This is a genomic window from Micromonospora sp. WMMB482, from assembly GCF_019038635.1.
Taxonomy (GTDB): Bacteria; Actinomycetota; Actinomycetes; order Mycobacteriales; family Micromonosporaceae; genus Micromonospora; species Micromonospora marina.
The window spans coordinates 6,258,126-6,284,324 of record NZ_JAHOPD010000020.1 but is presented as its reverse complement, the minus strand read 5'-3'; the positions used below and the strand labels follow the sequence as shown (position 1 = coordinate 6,284,324).

Annotated in this window: 23 protein-coding genes; 15 read left to right on the top strand and 8 right to left on the bottom strand. The window is 72.7% G+C overall.

Annotated features, from left to right (window positions below; genetic code table 11):
• The first annotated feature begins 121 nt into the window (after positions 1 to 121).
• From KSK32_RS30395 to KSK32_RS30365, 7 genes are all read left to right on the top strand, one after another.
• On the top strand, positions 122 to 832 hold the full coding sequence (locus KSK32_RS30395; protein ID WP_216935009.1) for a siderophore-interacting protein: 711 nt from the start codon (positions 122 to 124) through the stop codon (positions 830 to 832).
• Positions 832 to 2,073: an MFS transporter gene (locus KSK32_RS30390; RefSeq protein ID WP_216935007.1), complete on the top strand. Its 1,242-nt coding sequence runs from the start codon at positions 832 to 834 to the stop codon at positions 2,071 to 2,073. The genes KSK32_RS30395 and KSK32_RS30390 overlap by 1 nt, the downstream gene beginning before the upstream one ends.
• 221 nt (positions 2,074 to 2,294) lie before the next feature.
• Positions 2,295 to 3,731 (top strand): MFS transporter, encoded by a 1,437-nt coding sequence (locus tag KSK32_RS30385; RefSeq protein WP_254188828.1) that lies wholly within the window; start codon positions 2,295 to 2,297, stop codon positions 3,729 to 3,731.
• A gap of 73 nt (positions 3,732 to 3,804) precedes the next feature.
• Entirely contained in the window at positions 3,805 to 4,980 is a 1,176-nt protein-coding gene (locus KSK32_RS30380) for an acetyl-CoA carboxylase biotin carboxylase subunit family protein (protein ID WP_216935002.1), read from the top strand.
• On the top strand, positions 4,977 to 6,599 hold the full coding sequence (locus KSK32_RS30375; protein WP_216935000.1) for an IucA/IucC family protein: 1,623 nt from the start codon (positions 4,977 to 4,979) through the stop codon (positions 6,597 to 6,599). The genes KSK32_RS30380 and KSK32_RS30375 overlap by 4 nt, the downstream gene beginning before the upstream one ends.
• The gene (locus tag KSK32_RS30370) at positions 6,596 to 8,191 is read left to right on the top strand and encodes an IucA/IucC family siderophore biosynthesis protein (protein WP_216934998.1); all 1,596 of its coding nucleotides are present in this window, start codon (positions 6,596 to 6,598) and stop codon (positions 8,189 to 8,191) included. Before KSK32_RS30375 ends, KSK32_RS30370 begins: the two co-directional genes overlap by 4 nt.
• A complete protein-coding gene (locus tag KSK32_RS30365) occupies positions 8,188 to 9,342 on the top strand; it encodes an alanine racemase (RefSeq protein WP_216934996.1) in 1,155 nt (384 codons plus the stop codon). Before KSK32_RS30370 ends, KSK32_RS30365 begins: the two co-directional genes overlap by 4 nt.
• 162 nt (positions 9,343 to 9,504) lie before the next feature.
• On the opposite strand, the gene KSK32_RS30360 is transcribed toward KSK32_RS30365, so the two are convergent.
• Positions 9,505 to 9,714, bottom strand: a complete 210-nt coding sequence (locus tag KSK32_RS30360; protein WP_216934994.1) for a hypothetical protein — start codon at positions 9,712 to 9,714, stop codon at positions 9,505 to 9,507.
• Positions 9,715 to 9,838: 124 nt separating this feature from the next.
• Here KSK32_RS30360 and KSK32_RS30355 point away from each other — a divergent pair, with 124 nt between their 5' ends.
• The 3 genes from KSK32_RS30355 to manD all read left to right on the top strand — a co-directional run bounded on the left by KSK32_RS30355 (position 9,839) and on the right by manD (position 12,596).
• A complete protein-coding gene (locus KSK32_RS30355) occupies positions 9,839 to 10,939 on the top strand; it encodes a hypothetical protein (protein ID WP_254187257.1) in 1,101 nt (366 codons plus the stop codon).
• A 187-nt stretch (positions 10,940 to 11,126) separates the two neighbouring features.
• Entirely contained in the window at positions 11,127 to 11,297 is a 171-nt protein-coding gene (locus KSK32_RS30350; protein ID WP_216934990.1) for a hypothetical protein, read from the top strand.
• Positions 11,298 to 11,387: 90 nt separating this feature from the next.
• Positions 11,388 to 12,596 (top strand): D-mannonate dehydratase ManD, encoded by a 1,209-nt coding sequence (gene manD, locus KSK32_RS30345; RefSeq protein WP_216934981.1) that lies wholly within the window; start codon positions 11,388 to 11,390, stop codon positions 12,594 to 12,596.
• Between the two features lie 10 nt (positions 12,597 to 12,606).
• Here manD and KSK32_RS30340 read toward each other — a convergent pair whose 3' ends face one another.
• From KSK32_RS30340 to KSK32_RS30315, 6 genes are read right to left on the bottom strand one after another with little or no spacing between them, the layout of a single operon-like run.
• Positions 12,607 to 14,706 carry an alpha-glucuronidase gene (locus KSK32_RS30340; RefSeq protein ID WP_216934980.1) on the bottom strand — a complete coding sequence of 700 codons (2,100 nt, stop codon included), beginning with the start codon at positions 14,704 to 14,706 and terminating at the stop codon, positions 12,607 to 12,609.
• A complete protein-coding gene (locus KSK32_RS30335; RefSeq protein WP_216934978.1) occupies positions 14,703 to 15,392 on the bottom strand; it encodes a hypothetical protein in 690 nt (229 codons plus the stop codon). Before KSK32_RS30335 ends, KSK32_RS30340 begins: the two co-directional genes overlap by 4 nt.
• Entirely contained in the window at positions 15,389 to 16,912 is a 1,524-nt protein-coding gene (locus KSK32_RS30330; protein ID WP_216934976.1) for a xylan 1,4-beta-xylosidase, read from the bottom strand. Before KSK32_RS30330 ends, KSK32_RS30335 begins: the two co-directional genes overlap by 4 nt.
• Before the next feature lie 7 nt (positions 16,913 to 16,919).
• Complete coding sequence (locus KSK32_RS30325) at positions 16,920 to 18,563, bottom strand: extracellular solute-binding protein (RefSeq protein WP_216934973.1); 1,644 nt, start codon at positions 18,561 to 18,563, stop codon at positions 16,920 to 16,922.
• 38 nt (positions 18,564 to 18,601) lie between these two features.
• On the bottom strand, positions 18,602 to 19,528 hold the full coding sequence (locus KSK32_RS30320) for a carbohydrate ABC transporter permease (protein WP_289256430.1): 927 nt from the start codon (positions 19,526 to 19,528) through the stop codon (positions 18,602 to 18,604).
• The gene (locus tag KSK32_RS30315; protein WP_254187256.1) at positions 19,525 to 20,460 is read right to left on the bottom strand and encodes a sugar ABC transporter permease; all 936 of its coding nucleotides are present in this window, start codon (positions 20,458 to 20,460) and stop codon (positions 19,525 to 19,527) included. The genes KSK32_RS30320 and KSK32_RS30315 overlap by 4 nt, the downstream gene beginning before the upstream one ends.
• A gap of 61 nt (positions 20,461 to 20,521) precedes the next feature.
• On the opposite strand from KSK32_RS30315, the gene KSK32_RS30310 reads away from it, so the two are divergent.
• From KSK32_RS30310 to KSK32_RS30295, 4 genes are all read left to right on the top strand, one after another.
• Positions 20,522 to 21,547: an acetylxylan esterase gene (locus KSK32_RS30310; RefSeq protein WP_216934970.1), complete on the top strand. Its 1,026-nt coding sequence runs from the start codon at positions 20,522 to 20,524 to the stop codon at positions 21,545 to 21,547.
• 82 nt (positions 21,548 to 21,629) lie between these two features.
• Positions 21,630 to 22,160, top strand: a complete 531-nt coding sequence (locus KSK32_RS30305; protein WP_254187255.1) for a hypothetical protein — start codon at positions 21,630 to 21,632, stop codon at positions 22,158 to 22,160.
• Positions 22,161 to 22,319: 159 nt separating this feature from the next.
• The gene (locus KSK32_RS30300) at positions 22,320 to 23,912 is read left to right on the top strand and encodes a beta-1,3-glucanase family protein (protein ID WP_216934967.1); all 1,593 of its coding nucleotides are present in this window, start codon (positions 22,320 to 22,322) and stop codon (positions 23,910 to 23,912) included.
• Between the two features lie 202 nt (positions 23,913 to 24,114).
• A complete protein-coding gene (locus tag KSK32_RS30295; RefSeq protein ID WP_216934965.1) occupies positions 24,115 to 24,486 on the top strand; it encodes a nuclear transport factor 2 family protein in 372 nt (123 codons plus the stop codon).
• Positions 24,487 to 24,552: 66 nt separating this feature from the next.
• On the opposite strand, the gene KSK32_RS30290 is transcribed toward KSK32_RS30295, so the two are convergent.
• Complete coding sequence (locus tag KSK32_RS30290; RefSeq protein ID WP_216934963.1) at positions 24,553 to 24,909, bottom strand: nuclear transport factor 2 family protein; 357 nt, start codon at positions 24,907 to 24,909, stop codon at positions 24,553 to 24,555.
• Positions 24,910 to 25,061: 152 nt separating this feature from the next.
• On the opposite strand from KSK32_RS30290, the gene KSK32_RS30285 reads away from it, so the two are divergent.
• Complete coding sequence (locus KSK32_RS30285) at positions 25,062 to 26,102, top strand: DUF4034 domain-containing protein (RefSeq protein WP_216934961.1); 1,041 nt, start codon at positions 25,062 to 25,064, stop codon at positions 26,100 to 26,102.
• Positions 26,103 to 26,199: the final 97 nt, after the last annotated feature.

Below are 26,199 nucleotides of genomic sequence, written 5' to 3'. Positions count from 1 at the left end.
TGGAGGTGTCAGCACCGGTCGTATCGGCGAGGGTCACCGCCGGCCCGGGGGTGGCGGTTCCCCAAGTCGGAAACTTAGGTTAACCTAACCCGCCTGTGGTGGACCTTACCTGGAGGGGCTCGTGAAACGGAACTGGGAGGGCCTGGTGCTCAAGGCCATGGGGGGCCGGGACTTCCGGCTCACCGTGTTGGGCACCGAGTCGGTCGACGGGCACTACCAGCGCCTGCTCCTCGACGACGGCGGGCTGCTGGCGGCCTGTGGCACACACCCGACGATGTGGATCCGGCTCTGGTTCGACAACGACGGACGGGCCCACCAACGGGCCTACACGCTCGTCGACCCGGACCCGGCCGCCGGACGGTTCACCCTTGAGTTCGCCGTGCACGACGGCTGCGCCGCCCGCTGGGCGACCACCGCGCGGGTCGGCGACACCATCGACGCAACCGTGCAGGGCAGTGCGTTCGCGCTGCCCGACCCCGCGCCCGAGCACCTCTACCTGGTCGGCGACGCGGCCTCGCTGCCGGCGGTCAACAGCCTCCTCGACGCCGGCGCGGACATCCCGGCGACGGTCTGGCTGGAGTTCGCCCACGAGGGCGAGAAGGCGCTGACCCTGCGCACCCGCGCCCACCACGACGTGACGTGGGTGCCCCGCCGCGACGACGGCCGGCACCTGGTCGACACCGTCTGCGCGGCGCTGCCCGCCGGTACGGCCGCGCACTACTGGGTGGCCTGCGAGGCGGCCAGTACCCGCAGCATCACCCGGCACCTGCGGCGCACGCTCGGCGTCGGCAAGCACCAGCTCACCGCGCTCGCGTACTGGCGGGCCACCTGATGGGCAGCCTCGGGATCCTCACCTCGCTCTACGTCACGCAGTATCTCGGCATCGGCTTCATCACGGTCGGGCTGACCGCGATCCTCCGCGACGGCGGCACCTCGCTGGACACGCTGGCGTTGCTCCAGGTGGTCGGCCTGATCTGGCCGATCAAGTTCCTCTGGGCGCCGGTGCTCGACCGCTACGGCTCCCGGCACCGTGGCCACTACCGCTCCTGGCTGCTGGTGCTCCAGGCCGCGCTGGTGCTGACCCTGCTGGCGCTGTTGCCGTTCTCCCGGCCGGCCGACCAGCTCGGCCCGGTCATCGGCGTCTGCGCCGCGTTCGTGTTCTTCTCCGCCACCCAGGACATCGCCGCCGACGCCGTCGCGGTGCGCCTGCTGGCCACGTCGGAGCGGGGCACCGGCAACGGCATCCAGGTGGCCGCCAGCTACCTGGGCAACCTGCTCGGGGGCGGCGCCTGCGTGCTGGTGTACGACCGCTTCGGCTGGGCCGCGGCGGTCGGCTTGCTGGCCGCGCTGACGGCCGTCGGGCTGCTGGTGGTGTGGCGGTTCCGGGAACCGGAGCGCACCGACCGGGTCGTGCGTATCGGCACTGCCTACCGGGCGCTGGGGTCGGTGTTCGGGCAGCCCGGCTGCCGGTGGTGGACCTTCGGCGTGGTGCCGCTGGTCTACGTAGGCGCCGGGATGGCGTACGCGTTGGTGACGCCCGCGCTGGTGGATGCCGGCTGGTCGCTGGGCCGGATCGGCGTGGTGACCGGCGTGGTGACCAGCGTTCCGGCGATCGCGGCCGGTCTGGTCGCCGGTCTCGGGATCGGCCGCTTCGGTCGCGCCGGCGTGCTGGTGGCCGGCGGGGTCACGCTCGCCCTGTCCACAGTGGCGTTGCTGCCGCTGATGAACGGCCGCGCGCCGCTCGCCGGCACGGTCGCCGCGCTCTGCTTCTTCCTGGCCGCGTACACGATCGCCAACGTGGTGCTCTACACGGTCAACATGGACTACTCCCGGCCGGGCAGCGGGGGCACCGACTTCACCGTGCTGTCGTCGTTCGGGCTGGTCTGCTCGTTCGTGGCCGCCTCGCTCGGACTCGCCGCCGCCGAGCGGTTCGGCTACCCGGCCGTCGCGCTGGCCTCGCTGGTGCTCGTCGCGGCCGGGGTGGCGGTGGGCGTGACGCACCAGCGCCGGTTCCCGCCGTCCGGGCGGGCGATCCGGGACGCGTACCCCCGGGCGGACCTGCTCGCCAGGTAAGGCTGCCCGATCTGACCGCCGCGGCAGTCGCCGCGCGTCTCGTCCGTACTACCGCTGGGAAGTCGCATGAGTTCGATCGGGAGCCCGGCCGTCCGGCTCAACCGTCGCGTACCGGCGCCGGTGCCGGCACCGTGACGCTCGACCCCACGGGCGTCGGCCCGGCGCCCGCCGCGAGCGCGGACCGGGCCGCCACGCCACCGGCCGCCGTCCCGCACCGCTGGCTGATCCTGGCTGTGCTCTGCCTGGCCCAGCTCGTGGTGGTGCTGGACAACACGGTGCTGACCGTGGCCGTGCCGGTGCTCACCGTCGAACTGGACGCGGGCACGGCCGACGTCCAGTGGATGATCAACGCGTACGCGCTGATGCTGTCCGGCCTGCTGCTGAGTGCCGGCAGCGCCGCGGACCGGTACGGGCGGCGGCGGATGCTGCTTGCCGGGCTGGTGCTGTTCGGCCTCGGCTCGGCGGCGGCCGGGCTCGCCCGCACAGCCGAGCAGCTGATCGCCGCCCGCGCCGGCATGGGTGTGGGCGGTGCGCTGCTGGCCACCGCCACCCTGGCCGTCGCCATGCAGGTCTTCGACGCGGCCGAGCGGTCCCGGGCGATCGGCATCTGGGCGGCGACCAGCGCGCTGGGCTTCGCCGCCGGACCGCCGATCGGCGGATTCGTCCTGGCTCACCTGCCCTGGGGCGCGATCTTCCTGCTGAATGTCCCGATCGTGCTGGTCTGCCTGCTCGCCGGCCGGATGCTGGTGCCGGAGTCGCGGGATCCGACAGCGGGGCGCCTCGACCTGGGCGGGGTGACGCTGTCCACCGCCGGCCTGACCGCGATCGTCTGGGCGATCATCTCCGGTCCCGACCGAGGATGGGCTTCGGCGCCGGTGCTCGGCGCGGGCACGGCAGGAGTGCTGCTGCTGGTGCTGTTCGTCGGCTGGGAGCGGCGATGCACCCACCCGATGCTGGACATGCACTTCTTCCGGGACCGCCGCTTCGTCGGCGCGGTCTGCGGCGTCGTGCTGATCACGTTCGGCGCCACCGGGGCGCTGTTCCTGCTCACCCAGCAACTTCAGTTCGTCCGCGGCTACCCGGCCTGGGAAGCGGGGCTGCGGATGGCGCCGTTCGCGTTGTCCATCGTGGCGCTCAACGTCAGCGGCGTGGCCGCGCTGGTGATCCGTCGGCTCGGACTGCCGGCCGCCATCGCGGCCGGCATGACCCTGCTGGCCGGTGGCCTGGCGCTGGTCACGCACGGCCCGTCCGACGGCTACGGTGCGCTGCTGGCCGGGTTGCTGGTCATGGGTACGGGATGCGCGCTGGCGAACCCGGCCATCGTGGAGGCGGTGATGAGTGCGATCCCCACCCACAAGGCCGGTGCCGGAGCTGGTGTGGACGGCACCATGACGGAGGTCGGCAGCAGTCTGGGGGTGGCGGTGCTGGGCGCGGTGCTCAACGCCCGGTTCGGCGCGTTGCTGCCGGCCGCGCTGGCCGGCGCCGGCTCGTTCCCGGCCACGCTGGCCGCCGCCGGCCCGGACCGAGAGGTGGTGACCGCGGCCTTCGCCGAGGCGTTGCGGACCGGCCAGACGGTGGGGGCGGTCGCGGTCCTGGTCGGTGGTCTGGTTGCCGCCGCCCTGCTGTGGCGCGCCGACCGGTTGGCGCGTCGGAGCTGACACCGGTCAATCCGCAACAAAACAGCTATTTAGGGTAGGCTGACCTAAATAGTCGATCGGTCGAGGAGGTTGGATGCGGCTCTACCTGACCGCGCTGAACCCCACCGACGCCGTCCTGGAGGGCTTCCTCCCGGCGGCGGACGAGCTCGGCCTTCCGGCCACGGTGCTGACCGACCGGCCCGGCGAGTGGCCGGCCGACGTCCCGGTGCGGCACTGCGCGGTCCGCGACCCGGCCGCGATCATCGCGGCCACCGCCGCCGAGCCGCCCACCGCGCTGCTGTCCAACAGCGATCACCTCCAGGAGGCGACCGCTGTCGCTGCCGGCAAGCTCGGCCTGCCGGGCAAGGATCCGGAAGCGGCCCGGCGCTGCAAGGACAAGGCCGTCATGCGCCGGACCCTCGCGGCCGCCGGACTGGACCCGGTCCGGGCGGTCACCGTCGACCCGGGCGCCACCCCCATCGTCCCGGCCGACGTCTTCCCCGCCGTGCTCAAGCCCCGCGACGGCGTGGCCAGCGAGGACGCCTACCTCGTGACCGACCCGCGCGAGCTGGCCGCCCGGGTCACCGCGATCCGGCGACGGCGCCCGGAGGCGGCCCTCGTCGTCGAGGAATACCTGGCCGGTGAGCTGCGCACCTACGACACACTGGGCGACGGCGAATCGCTGGCGGTGCTGGGCGGCTGGCGTACCGGCCTCGGCCCGCCGCCGACCTTCACCGAGGTGAGCCTGGACTGGGCGCCCCCGCCTCCCGCCCACGACACCGGATTACGCGTACTGCTCGACGCGCTCGGCGTCGGCTTCGGTGCCTGTCACACCGAGTACGTCGTGCGGCCGGACGGAATCCGGCTGATCGAGGTGAACGACCGGCTCATCGGTGACCGGATGGACCTGATCCTCACCGACCTGCTCGGGGTGCCGCTGTTCGCCCATGTCATCCGGCTGCACCTCGGCGAGCCACTGGCCGCGCTGGACCTGCCCGACCCGGCCGCGCCCGGCAGGCACGCCCGGGTCGAGTACGTCTGCGCCGACCGGTCCGGCCGGCTCACGGCGGCGCCCGGGCCCGTGGACACCGTCCACGACGGCGTACGGCTCTCGTGCCGTCCGATGCGGGAGGTGGGCCGGGTCGCCGCGCGCACCGGCACCAACCGGGACTACCTGGCCGCGCTGCACGGCATCGGACCCGACCCCGGCACCGTGCGGGCCGCGCTCACCGCGTTCCGCGACGGTCTGCGCTGGACGATCACCGGATGACCGACGACAGCGAGCGGCAGATCTTCACCCGGGTGCTCGACGCGCTGCTGCGCGAGGACCACATCGGCCTGCTCCGGCGCGGCCGGCTCGCCGCGACCGGCCGGTGGGAGGTGCCGCACGCCGGTGGCCTGCTGCGCATCCCGGTCCGCGCCGACGGTTTCCAGGCGACGCTGCGCTGCGCGACCGCCACGCTCGACGTCCGCGACGCCGGCGGCCGCGAACGCCGGGTGGACACCCTCGACGCTCTGCTCGCGGTGCTCGCCCCGGTCGACGACCCTGAGGCCGAGGCCGGCTGGCAGACGTTCACCGCCGAGTGCCACGCCGACCTGCGGGCCCGCCGGCTCGCCACCCGGGGCCGGCCGGCGGTGTTCGCCGCCGTGGCCGCCGAACGGGTGACCGCGCCGGCCGGAATGGCAGCGGCACTGCTCGACGACGTGCTCGCCGCGCACGCCGGGCATCCGGTGTACCCGACCGACCGGTGCCGGCACGGTCTCGACGACGACGACCTGCTCCGGTACGCCCCGGAGCACGCACCCCGTTTCGCGCTGCGCTGGCACGTCGCGCCCCGGGCGGCGGTACGGCTCACCGGTCCGCTGCCGGCGTGGTGGCCGTCCGCGGACCGGGCCGGGGACGTGCTGCTGCCGGTGCACCCGCTCACCGCGGCGCGGCACGCGCTACCGGTGACCGACCGGCCGGCGGTGACCGTGCGGCCCACGCTCTCCATGCGCACGGTGGCGCTCGCAGACGACCCGTACACGCACCTGAAGCTACCGCTGCCCACCGCCACGCTGGGCGCGCGCAACCGGCGCGGCCTGCCGCCGGACACGCTGGCGGACGGCGCGGCGGTGGCCGGGCTGCTCGACCGGATCGCCGCGGCCGAACCCGCCTTCGCGGGCCGCATCCGGCATGCCGACGAGCGCACCTTCGGTCACGCCGGCGACGACGACCGGCGGGCCTTCCTGCTCCGCCGGTTCCCCCGGAACCTGGCCGGCACCCGGGTGGTGCCGGTGGCGGCCCTCGCCGCGCCGGACCCGGAGTCCGGCACGGTGCTGGAGCGCATCGGCGGCGGACGTCCACAGGCGGTGCTCGACGCCTACCTGGACCTGCTGCTCGACTGGCACGTCTGCCTGTGGCTCCGGTACGGCGTGGCGTTGGAGGCCCACCCGCAGAACATCCACCTGGTCCTCGCGCCGGACGGGACGGTCGGCCTGCTCTACAAGGACGACGACGGCGCCCGCCTCGACCCGCGCCACCGCGGCACCGTGACACTGCGGGACGCACGGATGTGGGTGACCGACCCCGGCGAACTGGCCGACGTGTTCGTCACCATCACCCTTCACCTGGCCGCCGCGGCGCCGTTGCTGGCGCTCGCCGCCCGCGGGGTGCCGGTGCCGGCTCCGGCCGCCGCGCTGACCCCGCGACTCGTCGCGGCCCGGGACCGGTGGGGCGACGGGCCGGCGGCGCGGGAGTTCACCGAACGGGTGCTGCGCGCCGCACGGCTGCCGGTCAAGGCGATGGTCACCGCCGGCACCCTCTTACCGAAGCAGCGGCTCGGATGCGCCGACGTGAACAAGTTCTACCGGCGCACCGGTCCGAACTACCTGCGGGAGACGCGATGACGAGCACCGGCCTGCGCCCCCGGGCTGCCGGGCACACCCATCCGGCAGACCTGGCCACCGCCCACGCCGTGTTCGGCTGCCTGGCCCGCGAGGTCGCCACCCCCGCCGGTGACGTCACCGTCACCGGAGACGTGGTGCACGTCCGGCTGCCGTCCACCGGGGTGACGCTGCGCTGTACGGCGGCTCGGCTGTCCCCGGTCGGCACGCATCGCTACACCGGCCCGGTGCGGCACCGGCCCGACGGCGGCCCGTGGCGCGACCTGGACGCCGAAGGGCTGGCCAGGCTGGTCGCCGCGGAGCTGACCGCGCGCACCGGCCACGACAACCCCGAGTTCGTCGACCAGGTGCGGGCCAGCCGGGACACGGTGGCCCACCTGCTGGCCGGGCGGCCGGCCGCCGACCCCACGCCCACCGGCGACCCGGCGGTCGACGCCTACGTGGCCTCCGAGCAGTCGCTCGTCCTCGGGCACCCGCACCACCCCACACCCAAGTGGCGCAGCGGCGACCCGGACGAGTGGCGGGCGTACGCGCCGGAACTGCGCACCGCGTTCCGGCTGCACTGGCTGGCCGTGCCGGACGACCTGGTGGCCGAGGCCGGGCCGGTGGATCCGATGCTGACCGCCCTGGAACCGCCGTGCCCACCGGCCGGGCACCGGGTGCTGCCGGTGCACCCGTGGCAGGTGGCGCTGGTACCGCCGGCGCATCCCCGGGTGCGCCGGCTCGGCCCGGCCGGGGTGCCGGTGCGCCCCACCGCGAGCGTCCGCACGCTCTACTCTCCCGACGCCGACCTCTTCGTCAAGACCAGCCTGCACGTGCGGATCACGAACTGCCTGCGGAAGAACGCCCGGTACGAGTTGACCTCCGCGGTCGCGCTGACCGGGCTGCTCGCCGGGATACCGCTGTCCGACGGCGTGGCGTTGCTCGCCGAACCCGCGTACCGGACCGTCGACGCGGCCGGCGCGGACGAGGCGTACGGGACGATCCTGCGCACCGGGCTGCGCGCCCATCTGCGGCCCGGTGAGACGCCGGTCCTGGCGGCGGCGCTGGCCGGCGGGCCGCTGCCGGTGCCCGACCCGCTCGACTGGTGGCGGCGCTACGCCGGGCTGCTGGTGCCGGCCGTGCTCGGCGCGTGGTTGCGGCACGGCGTGGTGCACGAGCCGCACCTCCAGAACGTCGTCGTGGTGTGCGACGCCGACGGGCGTCCGGCGCGGATGCTGCTGCGCGACCTGGAGGGGGTGAAGCTGGACACCAGCCGGTGGGCGAGCTGGCCGCGGGGGTTGCCCCGGCAGGTCGGGTACGACGCCCGGCAGGCCCGCCGGCGTGTCCTCTACTGCCTGTTCGTCAACCACCTGGCCGGAATCAGCGGCGCGCTCGCCGACGCCCGGCCGGGCGTCGAACCGGCCCTGTGGCGGGAGGTGCGGGACGTGGTCGCCGCGGTGGCAGCCGACCTGGACGAGCCACCCGAGCTGCGCGCGCTGCTGGCCGGCGAGCACCTCGTGGCCAAGGCGAACCTGCTGGTGCGGTGGCGGCGCGACGCGGACCGGGCCGCGCCGTTCGTGCCGGTGCCGAACCCCTTCGGCGGTCGCGGATGACCCGGCCGGTCTACGTCCACGACCTCGACGCGCTGGCCGGGCACGCCCGGGCGATCCGCGCCGCCCTGCCGCCGCAGGCCGAGCTGCTGTACGCGGTGAAGGCGAACCCGGAGCCGGACGTGTTGCGTACCCTCGCTCCGGTCGTGGACGGGTTCGAGACCGCCAGCCGGGGTGAGCTGCGGCGCCTCGCCGAGGTGCTGCCCGGCCGGCCGGCTGCCGCGTACGCCGGTCCCGGCAAGACCGACGCGGACCTGGCCGCCGCGCTCGCCGCCGGGGTGGCGCGGATCCACGTGGAGTCTCCGGCCGAACTGCGCCGCCTCGGCGCGCTGGCGGTCGCCGCCGGGGTGCCGGCGCGGGTGCTGCTGCGGGTGAACCTCCCGCTGGACGCGCCCGGGGCGAGTCTGGTGATGGGCGGTCGGCCCAGCCCGTTCGGGATGGACCCGGCCGACGCGGTGGCCTGCGCCCGCCGTCCACCGGCCGGGGTCGACGTGCGAGGCGTGCACGTCCACCTGGCCAGCGGACTGGACGCGCCGCTCGCCGCCACGGTGGCGCAGGCCGTGGTCCGCTGGTCGGTCGCCGAGGTCGGCGCGCGGGAGGTGGACGTCGGCGGCGGCATGGCGGTCGACTACGGCGACCCGGCGGCCCGCTTCGACTGGGCCGGCTACGGGCGGGCGCTGGCCGGCGTGTGCGACGCGTACCCGGGGGTGCGGATTCGCGTCGAGCCGGGCCGGTCGGTCACCGCCTACTGCGGGGCGTACCTGACCGAGGTGATCGACGTGAAGCGCTCCTACGGCGAGTGGTTCGCGGTGGTGGCGGGCGGCACTCACCACCTGCGTACACCGGCGGCCAAGGGCCACGCGCAGCCGTTCACCGTGCACCGGCGGCACGGTGGTGACGGCCCGTGCACCGACGGCGGGCCGGTGACCGTGGTCGGGCAGCTGTGCACGCCGAAGGACGTGCTGTCCCGGTCGACCGAGGCCGGTCCGGTGGGCGTCGGCGACGTGCTGGTGTTCGCCATGGCCGGCGCGTACGCGTGGAACATCAGCCACCGCGACTTCCTGCTGCACGAACCGCCGGACTTCCGCACCGGCGACCCGTACCGCGTCGCGGCCGAGTGGACGGCCGGCCGGGCTGGTCAGACCTTGCGGTAGCGCGCCTCGGCGAGCGCGAACACGCCGTACGCCGCGAAGCCGAGCGCGATCACGAGCAGCAGGCCGGTGCCGTACGCCTCGCCGGCCGGCGTCCGCGCTCCCGGAGCATCTCCGGCACCTGCCAGACCGCCGTGGCCACCAGCCCGACGACGATCGCCGCGATCAGCGCCAGCCCGAGCGGCTCGTCGGCGATCCCTGCATGGCGCCGGACTGGTCGCCGTCGGCGTTCGGCCCGCCCGAGGCGACCCGCGCGACGACCCAGGCGAAGCGCAGGCGCAGGATGCCGTAGCCGACGAAGCCGGCCCGGGTGAGGCGCTCCGGACCAGGGCTGTCGGTGGCGCGGGAGAGGACGCCGCGAGCCGTTCTTACCACTGTCTTACGGGACGGCAGCCGGGCGTACGCGGACCGTGCCGGAGCGCGATGCTGAGGACCGGATGTCAATCGGGGAAGAGGGGCCACCATGGGGAAACTGGCACGGTGCGGAATGTCGGCGGCGATGCTGTCCACTCTGGCGGCGGGTGTTCTGCTCCCGCCGGTCACGCCGGTCGCGGCCGCGACCCCGTCGACGTGGACGGCGACGGTTCCCGGGCTGATCCACGACAGCCGGCTGACCGACGTGGCCGCCACCGGCCCGAACAACGCCTGGTCCGTCGGCTACCAGGCGTCGACCTACTCGGGATACTCGATCGACCAGCCGTACGCCCTGCTGCGGTGGAACGGGCGGACGTGGAAGGAACGGCGGCTGCCGCACCAGGCGCATGTGCTGTACAAGGTGGACGCGGCGAACGCCCGGGACGTCTGGACGGTGGGCTCCCGGCGCTTCGGGGAGCCGTACGCCGGGCACTTCGACGGCGAGACCTGGACGTCCCACACGCCGTGGTCCGCCCCGTCCGGGACCTCGGACCTGCTGGACGTGGCCGCGACCGGCGGCGGGCGGGCCCTGCTCGTCGGTCACGAGAGCGGCCGGCCGCTGGTCGTCGAGGGCGACACCCGTCAGTTCAGCCGGGTGGCGATACCGGGGACGGAAGGGGTCAACGGTGTCCTCCGGGGTGTCTCGCACACCAAGGACGGTGCCGTCTTCGCCGCCGGTGACCGGTACGTCGCCGACGCCCCCTACCCGGAGCCGATGATCGTGCAGCGCATCGGCGGGTCGTGGCGGGTGGCCCCGATCCCGCCGATCGCGAGCGTCCAGCTCACCGGCGTGTGGGCCCGCTCGTCGACCGACGCCTGGGCGGTCGGCACCCAGGACTTCGACACCTCGCCCAAGCCGGTCATCCTGCACTGGGACGGCCGGACGTGGCAGCGGGTGGCCGGACCGGCGCCCGCCGGCCGGGCGTACGCCGTCGCCGGCGACGCGAACGGCAACGTGTGGATCAGCGGCACGAACCCGATTCCGCCGTACATCGAGTACCCGGGCACGCTGTTGCTGCGCTACACCGGCGGGCGATGGAGTGTCGCGTACGGGCCGAAGGTCGACGGCAACGACCCGCACCTGGACGCCCTGGCCAACATCCCGGGGACCTCGTCCTTCTGGGGCAGCGGCGCTGCGTCCGTTGACGGGTTCCGCCTGGCCGGGGTGATCGAGCGCACCAGGTGAGGGCGGGGCGGCCGAGACGGCGGTCGTGTTCGGGGCGCGGCGTGCCTGCTGGCGGGCCTGTGGCTGTGGTTCCGCAAGCCGGCGGACCGGTCGTCCGCGCCCTCGGCCGGCGACGGCGAGAGCCCGTGACGGCGCGTGGATCCGACGCCGGCGGGCGGTCCCGGCGGTGGCGTCGGATACTGGGCCGATGACCAACCCCGCTCTCGACCCCGAGGTGTACCCGCCGATCGACCCGCGTGAGGACGTGCCGGACGACCCCGGCGAACTCCTCCCGGACACGCCGGGCGAGCTGCCCGAGGCGCCGGTCGAGCCGATGCCGGACGACGGGGAGCCCGGGGGCGTGCCCGAACCGGCCTGACCGGGTCCGGCTCCGCGCCGGCCTCCCTCATTGATCGACGATGATGGATAATCCTGTGGTGACCGGCGCGCCGACCGCAGGGGAGACCGGATGAGAATCGTCGACGCCCGGGTCATCGTGTCCTGTCCCGGCCGGAACTTCGTGACCCTGAAGGTCGTCACCGACGCCGGCGTCACCGGCGTCGGCGACGCCACCCTCAACGGCCGGGAACTCGCAGTCGCGTCCTACCTGCGCGACCACGTCGTGCCGCTGCTGATCGGGCGCGACCCGGCCCGGATCGAGGACACCTGGCAGTACCTCTACCAGGGGTCGTACTGGCGGCGCGGGCCGGTCACGATGAGCGCGGTCGCCGCCGTGGACACCGCGCTGTGGGACATCAAGGGCAAGGTCGCCGGGCTGCCGGTCTACCAGTTGCTCGGCGGCCGGTCCCGCGACGGCGTGACCGTGTACGGCCACGCCAACGGCGAGACCGTCGACGAGGTGCTGGCCGAGGTCGCCCGCTTCGTCGGCCTCGGCTACCGCGCGGTGCGGGTGCAGTGCGGTGTGCCGGGCCTGCCCCGGACGTACGGCGTCAGCGCCGACAAGATGTTCTACGAGCCCGCCGACGCCGCGCTGCCGACCGAGACGACCTGGTCGACGGAGGCCTACCTGGCCCACGTGCCGGGCGTGTTCGCCCGGGTCCGCGAGGAGTTCGGGCCCAACCTCCGGCTGCTGCACGACGTGCACCACCGGCTCACCCCGATCGAGGCGGCGCGGCTCGGCAGGAGCCTGGAGCCGTACGCGCTGACCTGGATGGAGGATCCCGTCCCGGCGGACCTGCCGGAGGGTTTCCGGCTCATCCGCTCGCACACCACCACGCCGATCGCCGTCGGCGAGGTCTTCAGCAGCATCTGGGACGCCGCCCAGCTGATCCGGGAACAGCTCATCGACTACGTGCGCGCCACAGTGGTCCACGCCGGTGGGATCACCCACCTGCGACGCATCTTCGACCTCGCCGCGCTGCACCACGTCCGCAGCGGCTCGCACGGCGCCACCGACCTCTCCCCGGTCTGCATGGCCGCCGCGCTGCACCTGGACCTCGCCATCCCCAACTTCGGCCTGCAGGAGTACATGCGGCACACCGAGGCGACCGACGAGGTGTTCCCGCACGGCTACCACTTCGACGGCGGCTACCTGCATCCGGCCGAGACGCCGGGGCTCGGGGTGGACATCGACGAGCAGGCCGCGGCCCGCTACCCGTACGCGCCGGCCTACCTGCCGGTGAACCGGCTGGCGGACGGCACCGTGCACCCCTGGTGAGCGCGCCGGTTCAGTGGATGCGGCGACCGTGCGCGTCCGGCACCCCGGACTTGCGGAAGAAGTAGGTGTTGATCTGGTCCCGCCACTCGACGGCGCTGCGGAGCTGTTCGTCGAGGCGCTCGGCCACCCGGTCGTGGACGGCCGGGTCGACCGCCCCGGCGGCCAGCCGCCACCGCCGGCGCATCGCCGCCACCTCCTCGACCCCGGCGAAGTGCGTGTCGTAGATGTGCTGGATGACCGTACGGCCACTGTGCAGCACGTGCCGGTACGGGACGTGGTGGAAGAACAACAGCAGTTCGTCCGGGCAGTGCTCGCGTGACTCGTACACCTCCGACCACGGCGGCGGGTACTGGCCGGTGAAGCCGGTCCCGGTCGCCCGGGTCCGGTCCACCCCGACGCCGTCGCGGTCGGCGAAGTGGTAGGTGCCCCACGGGGTGTACTCGTAGCCGTCCACGTCCGGGCCGTAGTGGTGGCCGGGCCGGACCATGAAGCCGACGCCGAGCGGGGCGGTGTAGCGCTCGTAGGTGCGCCAGGAGTCGTCCATGATCGCGTGCATCGCCCGCCGCACCGGCTCCGGATCGCCTGTGGTGAGCGGCACCCAGGTCAGGTCGATCCACTCGTCGAGGATCGCGCCGGGATCCAGCAGCGGATCCCAGGCGAGCCGGCCGAAGGCGTACAGGTTCGCCTGGGCCAGCGGGTGCCCGGTCCAGAACGGGTCGTCGCCCGCGTTGGCCACGGCGACCAGGCCGCCACCGGTGCCCGCCACGTCGGCGATCGTGCCGCCGTTCTCGCCCCGGGGCCGGAACCGCAGCACCTCGCTCCACCAGGGTGCGAGGTAGCAGACGTGCCGCTGCTGGCCGGTGTACTCCTGCGTCGCCTGCACCTCCACCGCCAGCCGGGTGGCCGGCATCGCGGCGAGCACCGGGGACACCGGTTCGCGTGTCTGGAAGTCCATCGGGCCGAACTTCACCTGGAGGATCACGTTGCCGGCGAACCGTGCGTCCAGCGGCGCGAAGTGGTCGTACGCGGCCCTTGCCCGGTCGGTCGACCGGTCCCGCCAGTCCTGGCGGTGGTCGTAGACGAACGCCCGCCAGTGCACCACGCCGCCGTGGGGGGCGAGCGCCTCGGCGAGCAGGTTCGCGCCGTCTGCGTGGTCGCGCCCGTACGCGAACGGGCCGGGCCGGCCCTCGGAGTCGGCCTTCACCAGGTAGCCGCCGAAGTCGGGGATCCGCCGGTAGACCCGCCGGGTGGCGGCGGCCCACCAGGCCCGGACCCGGTCGTCCAGCGGGTCGGCGGTGGGCAGGCCGCCGAGGACCACCGGGGCGGCGAAGGTCACCGACAGGTGCACCCGGATGCCGTACGGGCGGAGCACCTCGGCGATCTCCGCGACGTCGCCGAGCCGGTCGGTCAGCAGCCGCGCCTCGGTGTCGTGCACGTTGACGTTGTTCACCGAGATGGCGTTGACACCGCAGGCGGCGAGCAGGCGCCCGTAGTCCCGGAGCCGGGCGGGCTCGTCCCGGGCGGCGCCGTCGCGCCAGAACAGGGAGCCGCCGGCGTAGCCGCGCTCGACCTGGCCCGACACCGGGTGCACGGCCACGTTGTCCCAGTGGTCGAGCATCCGCCGGTCCAGCGCCGGCCGGTGCCGCCGCGCCGGAAGGCCGTCGTCGAAGGCCGCCGCGCCGAGCCGGACCACGTGGAACATCCCGTACAGCAGGCCGGCCGGCGCGTCGGCCAGGACCACTGTCACGCCGTCCACCCGCGCCAGCAGGTACCCCTCGTCGCCGAGGGAGCCGTCACCGGTGCCGTTCACCGCCGGTGTCGCACCGAGCCGGGCCGCCTCCGCCGGCGCGTTCGGCACCGGGCCGGCCCCGCGCAGGGCCAGCACCAGATCGGCGTCGACCTGCCACGGTGGACCGTGCCAGACCCGTCCGCCGTACCGGGCGCAGGCCCGGCTCACCTCGTCGAGCACGGTGCCGACCAGGAGCCCGTCGCCGTGCACCAGCACCGGCCGGGAGCCGAGTTCGCGGAACGCCGCGGGCGGCAGCCAGGCGGCGTGCCAGGCCGACTCGCCGGCGTCGGCGGACGTACGGCCGGTGACCGGAACGCTCATGCGATGAACTCCGCCCGGATGTCGTCGATCATCGGATCGCCGACCCGCAGCAGCGCCAGCACCAGGAGCGCGGCCGCCAGGGCGAGCACCGCCTCGGAGAACACCGCTGTGACACCGGCGGCGGCGGCCAGCAGGACGACGTTACCGAACGTGACGCCGGGCCTGCGCGCCACGTAGTAGACGGCGAGCCGGAGCACGTCGCGGGTGCGGAAGGTGAACAGTGAGACGATCACCAGCGCGTTGAGGCCGACCAGGGTCACCCCCGCACCGACCACGACCAGCGGCACCGCCCACCAGCCGGGGACGCCGGCGGCGGGCAGGTTCGCCAGGTTGACCGCGACGACTGCGAGCCACAGCAGCGTCGGCGCCCAGACGCGCAGCACGCCCGGCAGGTTGGCCCGGTAGGCCCGGCGGAACACGGCCGCGGGACGCAGGTCGGTCAGGTCGGGGCGCTGGTGCCGCAGCGTGAACAGGGCGGCCGAGACCGCCGGACCGACCGGCAGCGCGGCGGCGGCGACCAGCGGGAGGTTGCTGCTGCCGCGGTCGAGCAGCACGAGCACGGCCAGGCCGGGCAGCATGCTCACCAGGAGCAGCAGTTCGACCACGAGCAGCGTGTGAACCACGGCGGCGGCCCGGGACAACGGCCCGTCGCCGAACTCCCGCATCCCGCCGGTCGCGCGGCTCATCGTCGGTCCCCGGGCGGGTCGAGCAGCCGGTCGTCCCACCACGGCGGGGTCTCGTCCACCACGGGGGTCAGCTCGGCGAGGGTCACCTCGTGCCGGGCGAGGACGAGGTCGAGGGCGGCCCGCCCGGCCGCGACCGGCAGGGCGCGATGGGTACGGGCCGGTTCGGCTGCTTCCCGCAACGCGTCGAGCTGCCGGGGCCGGGGCGAGTGCGGGCTGCCCATCTCCCGCCAGGCCGCCCAGGCGTTGCCGGCGTCCTCGCTCACCGACGAGCGGAGCAGGAACGCCGACGGGGTGCCCGGCGGGCCGATGGGAACCGACAGCGACAGGGTGTGCCGCTCGGGTGCCGGCTCCCGGCCGGTGACGTCGACCGGGGCCCAGGCCAGCACCGCGACCCGCCCGTCGGGGTGCCGGGTGACGAGGTGGTCCGGCCCGCGCGCGAGCACCTCGTCACCGAGCCGGGCCATGAACGCGTACAGGTGGTAGGTGGGTTTCTTGAGCTGCCGGTGGGTGAGCAGGCCGAAGCCGCCGTGCAGCGGCGCGGTCGGCACCCCCTCCTCCTCGAACACGTCGCTGAAGGTCCAGTAGGAGAAGGAGTCGGCCAGGTCCCCGCCGCCGGCCAGCACCGGAGCGAGGTAGGCGGCGTGGAAGGCCGTGTCGTGGATCGGGTTGTCCGGTCGGTAGGAGGAGTTGAACTCGGTGATGTGCACCGGGTGGTCGGCGAGCGCGGTGCCGGCCAGGTGCCGGCGGGGCGCGGCGAACTGCTCCAGCAGTTCCGCGGCCGGGGCCAGGGTCTGCCGGGTGCCGAACGGCAGGTGCCGCGCCGGGCCGGAGGTGTAGGCGTGCCGGCTGACGAAGTCGACAGGCACGTCGCGGTCGGTGACGAACTCGGCGAACGGTTTCAGCCACCCGTCGGCGCCGGGGGAGAGGGCCGGACCTCCGACCTGCAGCGCCGCGTCGACGTCCTTGACGGCGTGCGCCGACACCTCGTACAGGCGGTGGTAGGCGTCCTGGTCGGCACCCGACCAGAACGCCGTGAGGTTGGGCTCGTTCCACACCTCGACGGGCCAGCCGCGCACCTCGTCGAGGCCGTACCGGTCGACCAGGTGGGCCACCGTGGCGCGGACCAGGTCACCCCATTCGGTGTACGACCGGGGCTGCGTCACGTTGCCCCGCCACCAGAACACCGTCTGGTCGCCGGAGGCGAGCGCCGAGGGCATGAATCCCAGTTCCACGAAGGGCCGGATGCCCAGTGCGAGGTAGGCGTCGACGACCTGGTCCACGTAGGTGAAGGCGTGCCGCACCCGGCGCTCGCCCTGGTATTCGTAGGGCCGGTGCACGCCGACGCCGTCGCTGAGCAGCCCGTGCCCGCGGATGTGCCGGAAGCCGATGTCCCGCTGCACCAGCGCCAGCGAGTCCTGATAGTCGCGTCGCAGGGCCAGGTCGATCCGGCCGCTGCCGACGCAGGTACGCCAGGCGTCGGTCAGCCGGCCGACGGGCTGCTCGGGAACGGTGAGCCGCATCGCCGGGTCAGCCGTGGTTCTTGCGGTACCGCTCGTACGCCTTGTTCACCAGGTCGATGTAGGCCTGCGCGTTCTTGCCCTTCAGCTCCGAGACGTAGGCGTCCCACTCGCTCAGCGGCCGCTGGCCGAGGGCGAACTTCAGCGTGTTCTGGGTGACGTGGTCCTTCAGCGCGGTGGCCCACAGCGTCGTCTGCTCGCGCTCGGAGTCGCTGAGCGGCGCGGGTGGCGGAGTCACCCAGGGCGCGGGCCTGCGCGCGTTCATCTCCTTCTGGAACTCCAGTTCCTCGGGGGAGAAGAACGACTGCACCAGGTCGAGCCTTCCGCCGTAGGCGAAGACGCCGTTGTAGAAGCCGAAGTCCTTCTGGAGGTGCTTGCTGCCCTTGGGGTTGAGCCCGATGACGTCGACGTCCAGGGCGAGGGTGCGCTTGCCCGAGGCGTCCCGGGTGTACGTGGTGCCCTCGACGCCCCACTTGGCGAACTCCTGGCCGGCGTCGGAGTACCAGAGCCAGTCGACGAACTGCATCATGGCCACGAAGTTCTTGCCCTCCCGGGCCTTGCTGGAGATCATCACGCCGTTCTCCAGCCGGCTCGCCGCGTTGACCGGGCCGGCCGGCCCGACCGGAAAGAGAATCTTGCCGAGCCGGGCGTTCGGGTTGATCTTCGCGATGTCCGGGCGGTAGTCGTTCACCAGGGTCTGCGCGTTCGTGCTGATCACGAACGACTTGCCGCTGGCGAGCTTCTGCCGGGCCTGGTCGTCGGTCTGGGTGAACGTCTCCGGGTCGAGCAGACCTTCGGCGACCAGCTTGTGGAGATACGCCACCACCTGCCGGTAGCCGTCCGAGGCGCCGGTGAAGACGTACTTCCCGGCACCGGCGTCCCAGGCCGTCGGCTGGTAGTTCCAGCCGGCGCCGGGCAGCCCGTGCGCGAGGGCCAGCATGTTCAGCAGGTTGCCGGCCGGGTTGGGCTTGCCGAACCGGTCGGAGAAGGGGATGACGTCCGGGTGGGCCGCCTTCATCGCCTTGAGCATGGCGTACACCTCGTCCCACGTGGTGGGGGACGGGATCTTCAGCTGCTCCAGCACGTCGGTGCGGACCGCGAGGGTGTAGTCCTGCCAGGGCTTCTCGTGCAGCCCGGGCAGCAGGTAGAACTTGCCGTCCTCCTGCCGGAGCGTGTCCATCTCCGGCTGGAGGTTCCACCGCTCGATCTTGTCCTTGAAGTGCGGCATCAGGTCGAGGTAGTCGCTGACCGGCAGGATCGCGCCGGAGGAGACGTACGAGTTCTCCTGCGGGTGGTAGGTCTTCGGGATGATCAGCGGGGCGTCGCCGGAGCCGACCAGCACACTGCGCTTCTGCTCGTAGTCGCTCAGCGGCACGGCGACCGGGTCCAGCTTGACGTTCGTCCGCCCGGCCAGCTCGGTCCAGAACAGCCACTCCGGCTTGAGCGGGTAGTTCGGGTGGTTGTTGTAGAGGATCGAGAACGTGACCGGCTCGGTGGCCTTGAACTGGTCCCCGACTCCGTACTTCGCCATCGCGCCGGCACGGTTGCGGTCGAGGTCCTTCTTGTCGGGGGTGTCGTCGCCGCAACCCGTCAGGGAGGCGACGGCGGCCACGCCGGTGGCGAGCAGCACCTGGCGCCGGGACAGCTGGGCCATGGGTTCTTCCTTCCGGTGGTGGGGGTGTGCGGGGGCGGCTATCCCTTCACTGCGCCGAGCATGATCCCGGAGACGAAGTAACGCTGGATGAAGGGATAGACCGCGAGGATCGGCAGCATCGTCAGCACGATGGTCACGGACTGGATGGTGGCGGCGGACTGGACGACGTCGCCGGCGCTGCCGAGGCCGCCGCCGGTCTGCGTGGCGTCGGTCGCGCCCGCGACGAGGTTGCGCAGATAGACGGTGACCGGGAGCAGGTCCTGGCGGTCCATGTAGAGGAACGCGGCGAACCAGGAGTTCCAGAACGAGACGGCGTAGAACAGCACCATCGTGGCGACCATGGCCTTCGACAGCGGCAGCACGATCCGCAGCAGCGTGCCGTACGTGTTCAGCCCGTCGACGGCGGCGGCCTCCTCCAGCTCGACCGGCAGGCTCTCGAAGAACGCTTTCATCACCAGCAGGTTGAACACGTTGACGGCGTTGGGCAGCGCGATCGCCCACACGGTGTTCTTCAGCCCCAGGCTGGTGACCAGGACGTAGTTGGGGATCAGGCCGCCGGTGAAGAACATGGTGAACACGGCGATCCCGACCAGCGCGGTCCGGCCCCGCAGGTGTCGTTTCGACAACACGTACGCGTAGGAGGTGGTCAGCACGACGGAGACGAGCGTGGCGACCACGGTGTAGAAGACGGTGTTGCGGTAGCTGATCCAGAACGTCGGGTCCGACGTCACCACGCGGTACGCGGTGAGGTTGAACCCTCGCGGCACGAGGTTCACCTCACCGGCGACGATGTACGCGTTGTCGCTGAGCGAGCGGGCCACGATGGTGAGGAACGGATACAGGGTCACCACCACGACGCCGGTCAGCACGACGGCATTGACCACCTGGAAGACGCGGTAGCCCCGGGTGGGCCGGGGGCCACGCGGCCGGACCACCGGTTCCCGCGTACGGGCCTGCGCGCTCACCACAGGCTCGTCCCCACCGTGCGCCGGGAGATCGCGTTCGCCGACAGCACCAGCGTCAGCCCGATCACGGACTCGAACAGGCCGATCGCGGCGGCGTAGCTGAGGTTCCCGGAGACGATGCCCACCCGGTACAGGTAGGTCGAGATCACGTCCGCCGTCGGGTAGGTGAGCGGGTTGTACAGCAGCAGGATCTTCTCGAAGCCGACGGCCATGAAGGTGCCGATGTTGAGGATCAGCAGGGTCACCATCGTCGGCCGGATCCCCGGCAGCGTCACGTGCCAGGTCTGCCGCCACCGGTTGGCGCCGTCGATGCGGGCCGCCTCGTACAGGTCGCCGTCGACAGTGGTGAGCGCGGCGAGGTAGAGGATGGTGCCCCAGCCGACGGTCTGCCAGACCTCGGAGGAGACGTAGATCGTCCGGAACCAGCCGGCCTGCTGCATGAACGGGACCGGCTCGCCGCCCACGGCGCGCAGTAGCTGGTTCACCGCGCCGTCCACCGACAGCAGCTGGAGGACCATGGCGGCCACGATCACGATCGACAGGAAGTGCGGCAGGTAGGACACCGACTGGACGAACCGCTTGAGGGCGCGGTTGCGCACCTCGTTGAGCAGCAGCGCGAGGACGATCGGCAGCGGGAAGCAGAACACCAGGGTCAGCGCGCCCAGCACGAGCGTGTTGGTGAACACGTTCCAGAAGGTGGGGTCGGTGAAGAACAGCCGGAAGTACCGCAACCCGGTCCAGTACTCGCCGAAGAGACTGCCGCCCGGCTGGAAGCGCCGGAACGCGATCACGTTGCCGAGCATCGGCAGGTAGCGGAACGTCAGGAAGAACAGCAGCGGCAGGACTGCGAGCGAGTAGAGCTGCCAGTCCCGGCGCAGGGCCCGCCGCCACGGCGTACGACGACGGCGCGGGATCGGGGCTGCCAAGCTCATCCTCCCGCCTGACCGTCGGCTGGAACTTTCCGGTAATACTGCGTAAGCCTTTCGGAAATTTATGGGTATCGTTATCAGCGTGTCAAGAGCGTCGATTGATATCTCCCTCGACCAGCTCCGCCGCTACGTACCGGCAGTCGTCGAGCCCGTCGACTTCGACCGGTTCTGGCGCGCCACCCTCACCGCCGCCGCGGCCACGCCGGTGCTCGTCGGCGTCCGTCCCGAACCCACCTGCTTCCGGCTGGTCGACGTGTGGGACGTGACGTTCGCCGGCTTCGCCGGCGAACCGGTCCGGGCCTGGTACACCCGTCCCGCGGGCGTGCAGGCGCCGCTGCCGGCGGTGGTGGAGTACCCCGGCTACGGGCGCGGCCGGGGCCTGCCGGGCGAGCGGCTCACCTGGCCGGTGGCCGGCTACGCCCACCTGCTGGTGGACAACCGGGGACAGGCCGGACTGTTCAGCCACGGGGACACCCCGGACCCGCACGACGGGCCCGGCGGGCCCAGCCCCGCCACGCGGGGAATCCTGTCCCCTGACGACTACCACTACCGCCGCCTGATCACCGACGCGGTCCGCGCGATCGACGCCGTCCGCGTACTGCCCGGGGTGGACCCGGCCCGCGTCGCCGCGGTGGGCAACAGCCAGGGCGGAGGACTCGCGCTCGCGGTGGCGGGCCTCGTCGACGGCCTCGCCGCGCTCCTGGTCACCGCCCCGTTCCTGTGCGACATCCAGCGCGCCGTCGAACTGACCGACGCGTCACCGTACGGCGAGATCGCCCGTTACCTGGCGGTGCATCGCGAGGCGGAGGAGGCGGTCCGCCACACCCTGTCCTACGTGGACGGGGTCAGCTTCGCCCGGCGGGCCACCGCCCCGGCGCACTTCGGGATCGGCCTGCGCGACGAGGTCTGCCCGCCGAGCACCGGCTTCGCCGCCTACAACCAGTACGCCGCCGGCGGCTCGGCCACGCCGCCACGGGAGATGCACACGTACCCGTTCAACGGCCACGAGGGCGGGGAAGCCGTCCACGTCCGGCGGCAGCTGCGCTGGCTCGACGCGGTGATCCGTTCCGCCGGGACGGCAACCGGCTGACGCACTCACCGGATGCGCGCAGCGCAGCAAAGCGCCTGGACGTCCGTCCGGAGCGACTGTCGTCGGCCCCTAGACTGCGCCGATGGATGCTGAATTCGCGGCCAACGCCGCGGCCACCGCCGCGATCTTCGGAGTCTTCGGCCTCGTCTGGTTCGGCTGGGCGCAGGAGGCACCGCCCAGGGCATGGCGTCCGTGGCTCGGCGTCGGCTCGGTGTTGTCCCTGGCCGCGGCGATCATCGGCGGCATCGTCACCGCACGCACCTGGGACGAGGGCAGCTCCGTTGACGAGAGGACGGGGCCGGTCTTCGGTGTGGTCGTCCTGATCGAGGTGGTCCTCTGTGCCGCCGGCGCGATCTGGCTCCGGCGGGCCGGCCGCACGTCCCTGGTCCCGGCCTGGATCGCCCTGATCGTCGGCCTGCACTTCCTCCCTCTGGCGCCACTTCTGCGGTATCCGGCCCTCGCGATCTGGGCCGCGCTGGTCACCCTGGTCGCGCTCGTCAGCGTCACCGTCGCCCGGCGGTACGACCTCGCCCCCAGCGCCGTCGTCGGTGCCGGCGCGGGAGTGGCCCTCCTGGCCGGGGCCGCGACCGCGCTGGTGCACGCGCTCACCTAGGTGTACGGCCCAGGCAGGTCGGCTGAGGTCGTGTGACGGTACGGCCGGTCGGGTGACAGGCCCGCATCCATAGGAGATCACCTATTGACAAACAATATTAACAATTGGACTCTGCTGAGAGAGCGCTCTCCCTGTCCCCGTCTCCAGCGAGGTGTCGCCATGCGTCTCCGAAGAAAGCTGCTCGCCGCCGCGTCCGCCCTGCTCGCCGGGCTCGCGGGCACCGTCGTCGCCACGCCCGCCCACGCGGTCGGACCGGCGTTGCTGCCCGTGACCGTCACCAACACCACCGGCCGCAGCGACCCGGTCCACCTCTACGTCATCGGCGTCCAGCTGTCCTCCGGCCGGCTCGGCTACGTCACCTCCGGCGGCGCCTTCGTGCCGTGGACCGGCGGGCAGATCCCGCCGTCGCCCGCGCCCGACGTCTCCATACCGGGGCCCGGCAACGGCGGCAGCACCACGATCCGGTTCCCCCGTGGCTTCTCCGGCCGGGCCTACTTCGCCCTCGGGCAGAAGCTGAAGTTCTTCCTCACCCCGGACGGGCTGGTGCAGCCCGCACCCTGGGCAGCCGGTGACGCGAACCGCGACATCCTCTTCGACTGGAGCGAGTTCACCTACAACGACTCCGGGCTGTGGCTCAACAGCTCTCAGGTCGACATGTTCGCGATTCCGCACGCCGTCACCGTGACCGGCGCCAACGGCGTCACCAAGCGCACCGGCGACGTGGTGGCCAACGGGCGCAACGCGGTCATCGACGGCATCCGGGCACAGCCGGGCTGGGCCGGCACCGTCCACACCCGCTCCGACGGGACCGTGCTGCGCGTCCTGGCTCCGGGCAAGGCGGCGGGGGTCGGCCTGCTGAGCACCACCTACCTGGACTCCTACATCGCCTCCGCGTGGAACGCGTACACCACGAAGACGCTGACCGTGGCGCCCTTCGCCGACCAACCGGCCATCCGGTACTACGGCCGCACCTCGGGCAGCACCATGACCTTCACGAACGGCAGCGGCCAGGTGGTCGCCTCCTTCAACCGGCCCTCCTCGGCCAGCGTCTGGGGCTGCGACGGCGACCTGCCCGCGCCGAACGACCAGGTGGTCGGCCCGATCTCGCGCACGCTCTGCGCCGCCCTCAACCGGGGCACCCTGGGCACCGTCGACACCCAGCCCAGCACCGACGCCGCCGGCTTCTACCGCAACAATCCCACCAACCAGTACGCCCGCCTGATCCACGCCAACATGACCGACGGCCGGGCGTACGCGTTCGCCTTCGACGACGTCGGCGGATTCGAGTCGCTGGTGCACGACGGCGACCCCCGTTCGGCCGGACTGATCCTCAGCCCGTTCACCGGCGGTGGCGGCGGCAACCCGGCCACCGGGGTGCCCGTGGTCAGCAACTGGAACGACAAGTGCATCGACGTGCCGAGCTCCAACTTCGCCGACCGGGCGCCGCTGCAGATGTGGAACTGCAACAACACCAACGCACAGAGGTGGACGTTCAGCGGCACGGCGCTGAGGAGCCAGAACAACAAGTGCATGGACATCGACGCCGGGTCCACCGCGAACGGGGCGGTGGTGCAGCTCTACACCTGCAACGGCACCGGCGCCCAGCAGTTCACCCTGAACGCGGCCGGAGACCTGGTCAACCTCCAGGCCGGCAAGTGCGTCGACATCAAGGACTGGAACGGCGAGGACGGCGCGAGGCTCCAGCTCTGGGACTGTGCGGGTACGGCCAACCAGAAGTGGCGCAAGGGCTGACCGCCGTGCGACGAGGGCGGGGGCCGACCGTGAGTCGCCCCCGCCACCGGCGGGTCGACGGATGCGTCGGCCACCGGGCGAGCCGGGCGCGGGCGTCGCCTGCTCGCTGCGACCACGCGTCGAGGATCCGTGATCGGCGACGCACCGCCCGCTCGGCGTTGGATGATGGCGTGAGTCGTCCATGCACGAGAGGCTGCGGTGAATGACCGAGCAATTGCGGGCGCGCTCGGCACGCGAGGTGCTCGACGAGCATCTGCGCCTGTCGAACGAGGGCCGGTTCGCCGAGGACATCGAGCGCAACGTGTCGCCGGACTGCCTTGTCCTCGATCGCAGGGGAGTGTTCCGGGGGCACGCCGGGGTGCGGACACTGGCGCAGTGGCTGAGCGCGGAGCTTCCGGGCGCCCACTTCACCTACACGACGGTGCTGATGGAGGATCGGATCGGGTTCCTGGAGTGGACCGCTGACGCACCGGGCGCGCGGGTCCGCGACGGCGCCGACTCGTACGTCGTCGAGGACGGCTGGATCGTCGCGCAGACCATTCACTACACGCTGGAGTCGACTGCCGGGGCCTGAGCGGATCCGACCGGCGGAGTGGGTGCAAACCCCCGTCCGGGGCCCGACGTACAGCAGGTGGAGCGGTCACTGGACCGGGACGAAGGTGGCGGCCAGCACCCGCCAGTTGCCGTCCTCACGCACCCACAGCCGGGTGTAGCGCAACCGCGCGGACACGACGGCACCGCCCTGAACCGCTTCCACCGCAGCGACCGTGCGGGTCACTCCGGTCTCACCGTCGTCCTGGACGTCGAGTGACTTTTCCATCAGGCTGGTGATCCGCAGGGCCCCCGAGCGGTAGCTCTCCAGGTCGTCCTCCTTGGTGAAGACCGTGCCGTCCGGTCCGGCACCCACGACCCGGGGGTGCAGAAGTGCGTCGAGAGACTCGACATCGGCGGCACGCTGGGCGGCTTGGAGCCGCCGTTCCGCAGCACGGAGATCCATTCACCGATCCTCTACACCGCCCCGCGACTCGACAAGCGGGTTAGCTCGCGGCAGAACACGTCCACCGACGGCATCGCCGGGTCGGCTTCAGCGGTCCGGCTGATCGGCCGCCGGTGCGCACGCCGCCCCGCCGGCATCTACCATCCCTGATCATGATCCTGACCGTGTGGCGGCTGCTCACCCGCCAGATCGACATCAACCTGGCGCAGGACGACGCCGTGCTGCGCGAGGCGTGCACGCAGGCGCGGTACGGCTCCGACATCGGACCGGCCCGGAAGGCGCTGGCCGCCACCCGGGACGACTACGACCGCCGGGCACGGTACGTCCGTGTGCTGGCCGAATCGACTGCTCGTGGACTGGGATCCCGGGTCGACCGTACGACCGGCCGGGTCGACACCGTCGCCGCCTGGACCGATGGCTGGGCCTCGCGCGCGCCCGCCGATCCGGACGCCCAGCTCGTCCGTGCCCGTTCCCTGATGGCACGGGCGTGGGAGGTGCGCGGCGGCGACTGGGCCGCCGCCGTACGTCCCGAGCAGTGGGCCGAGTTCCACCGCCTGCTGGACCTGGCCCGGCAGGTGAACGATCGGGCGATGCGGCTCGCGCCCGAGGACCCCACGCCGTGGGTGCACCGGCTGGATCTGATGATCGACGAGAGTGCGCCACTGGAGGACGTCGAGGAGACATGGCGTGAGCTGACCAAGCGGGATCCCTGGCATCAGCAGGGCCACGTACTCAGGCTGACCTACCACTGCAGGAAGTGGAGCGGCTCGCACGAGGCGATGTTCGGCTTCGCCCGATCGGTCGCCGCCACGGCGCCTACGGGCTCGCCGCTGCTCGTGCTGCCGGTGCGGGCCGCCGCGGAGTGGGCACTGTGGGAGCAGGAGCGCGAACCCGACGGCGGTACCGCCGACGAGATCAGCGAGCGGTGGCGACAGGATCCGGTCATGCAGTCGGATCTCGACAACGCGCTGTCCCGGTGGTTCCACCAGCCGGCGACCAGGCACGCCGACTGGCTCGACGACGCCAACTTCCTGGCGTACGGGCTGGTGCGCACGGGCCGTGACGCCGAGGCCGCGCCGGTGTTCGCGTCGATCGGCCGGTACATGACCGGCGTTCCGTGGTCCTGGTGGGGCCTCGGCCGCGGCGACACCGCCTTCCTCCGAGCCCGTCGCCGCGCCCGCCGCGCCGCCTGACCGCCGGCGGTACGGCCCCGCTGCACCCGGTGCCCGGCTCCGACTCCGACGACCTGGACAGGGCCGGCGTGGCGGCGCTGCTCGGCGGCGTCGAGGC

Excerpts from the sequence above, each read along its gene's own strand:
- KSK32_RS30300 (WP_216934967.1), top strand. The coding sequence starts at position 22,320 with ATGCGTCTCCGAAGAAAGCTGCTCGCCGCCGCGTCCGCCCTGCTCGCC.
- KSK32_RS30335 (WP_216934978.1), bottom strand. The coding sequence starts at position 15,392 with ATGAGCCGCGCGACCGGCGGGATGCGGGAGTTCGGCGACGGGCCGTTG.
- KSK32_RS30365 (WP_216934996.1), top strand. The coding sequence starts at position 8,188 with ATGACCCGGCCGGTCTACGTCCACGACCTCGACGCGCTGGCCGGGCAC.
- KSK32_RS30290 (WP_216934963.1), bottom strand. The coding sequence starts at position 24,909 with ATGGATCTCCGTGCTGCGGAACGGCGGCTCCAAGCCGCCCAGCGTGCC.
- KSK32_RS30380 (WP_216935002.1), top strand. The coding sequence starts at position 3,805 with ATGCGGCTCTACCTGACCGCGCTGAACCCCACCGACGCCGTCCTGGAG.
- KSK32_RS30375 (WP_216935000.1), top strand. The coding sequence starts at position 4,977 with ATGACCGACGACAGCGAGCGGCAGATCTTCACCCGGGTGCTCGACGCG.
- KSK32_RS30340 (WP_216934980.1), bottom strand. The coding sequence starts at position 14,706 with ATGAGCGTTCCGGTCACCGGCCGTACGTCCGCCGACGCCGGCGAGTCG.
- KSK32_RS30355 (WP_254187257.1), top strand. The coding sequence starts at position 9,839 with ATGCTGTCCACTCTGGCGGCGGGTGTTCTGCTCCCGCCGGTCACGCCG.
- KSK32_RS30325 (WP_216934973.1), bottom strand. The coding sequence starts at position 18,563 with ATGGCCCAGCTGTCCCGGCGCCAGGTGCTGCTCGCCACCGGCGTGGCC.
- KSK32_RS30390 (WP_216935007.1), top strand. The coding sequence starts at position 832 with ATGGGCAGCCTCGGGATCCTCACCTCGCTCTACGTCACGCAGTATCTC.
- KSK32_RS30305 (WP_254187255.1), top strand. The coding sequence starts at position 21,630 with ATGGATGCTGAATTCGCGGCCAACGCCGCGGCCACCGCCGCGATCTTC.
- manD (WP_216934981.1), top strand. The coding sequence starts at position 11,388 with ATGAGAATCGTCGACGCCCGGGTCATCGTGTCCTGTCCCGGCCGGAAC.
- KSK32_RS30370 (WP_216934998.1), top strand. The coding sequence starts at position 6,596 with ATGACGAGCACCGGCCTGCGCCCCCGGGCTGCCGGGCACACCCATCCG.
- KSK32_RS30295 (WP_216934965.1), top strand. The coding sequence starts at position 24,115 with ATGACCGAGCAATTGCGGGCGCGCTCGGCACGCGAGGTGCTCGACGAG.
- KSK32_RS30315 (WP_254187256.1), bottom strand. The coding sequence starts at position 20,460 with ATGAGCTTGGCAGCCCCGATCCCGCGCCGTCGTCGTACGCCGTGGCGG.
- KSK32_RS30285 (WP_216934961.1), top strand. The coding sequence starts at position 25,062 with ATGATCCTGACCGTGTGGCGGCTGCTCACCCGCCAGATCGACATCAAC.
- KSK32_RS30330 (WP_216934976.1), bottom strand. The coding sequence starts at position 16,912 with ATGCGGCTCACCGTTCCCGAGCAGCCCGTCGGCCGGCTGACCGACGCC.
- KSK32_RS30350 (WP_216934990.1), top strand. The coding sequence starts at position 11,127 with ATGACCAACCCCGCTCTCGACCCCGAGGTGTACCCGCCGATCGACCCG.
- KSK32_RS30310 (WP_216934970.1), top strand. The coding sequence starts at position 20,522 with ATGGGTATCGTTATCAGCGTGTCAAGAGCGTCGATTGATATCTCCCTC.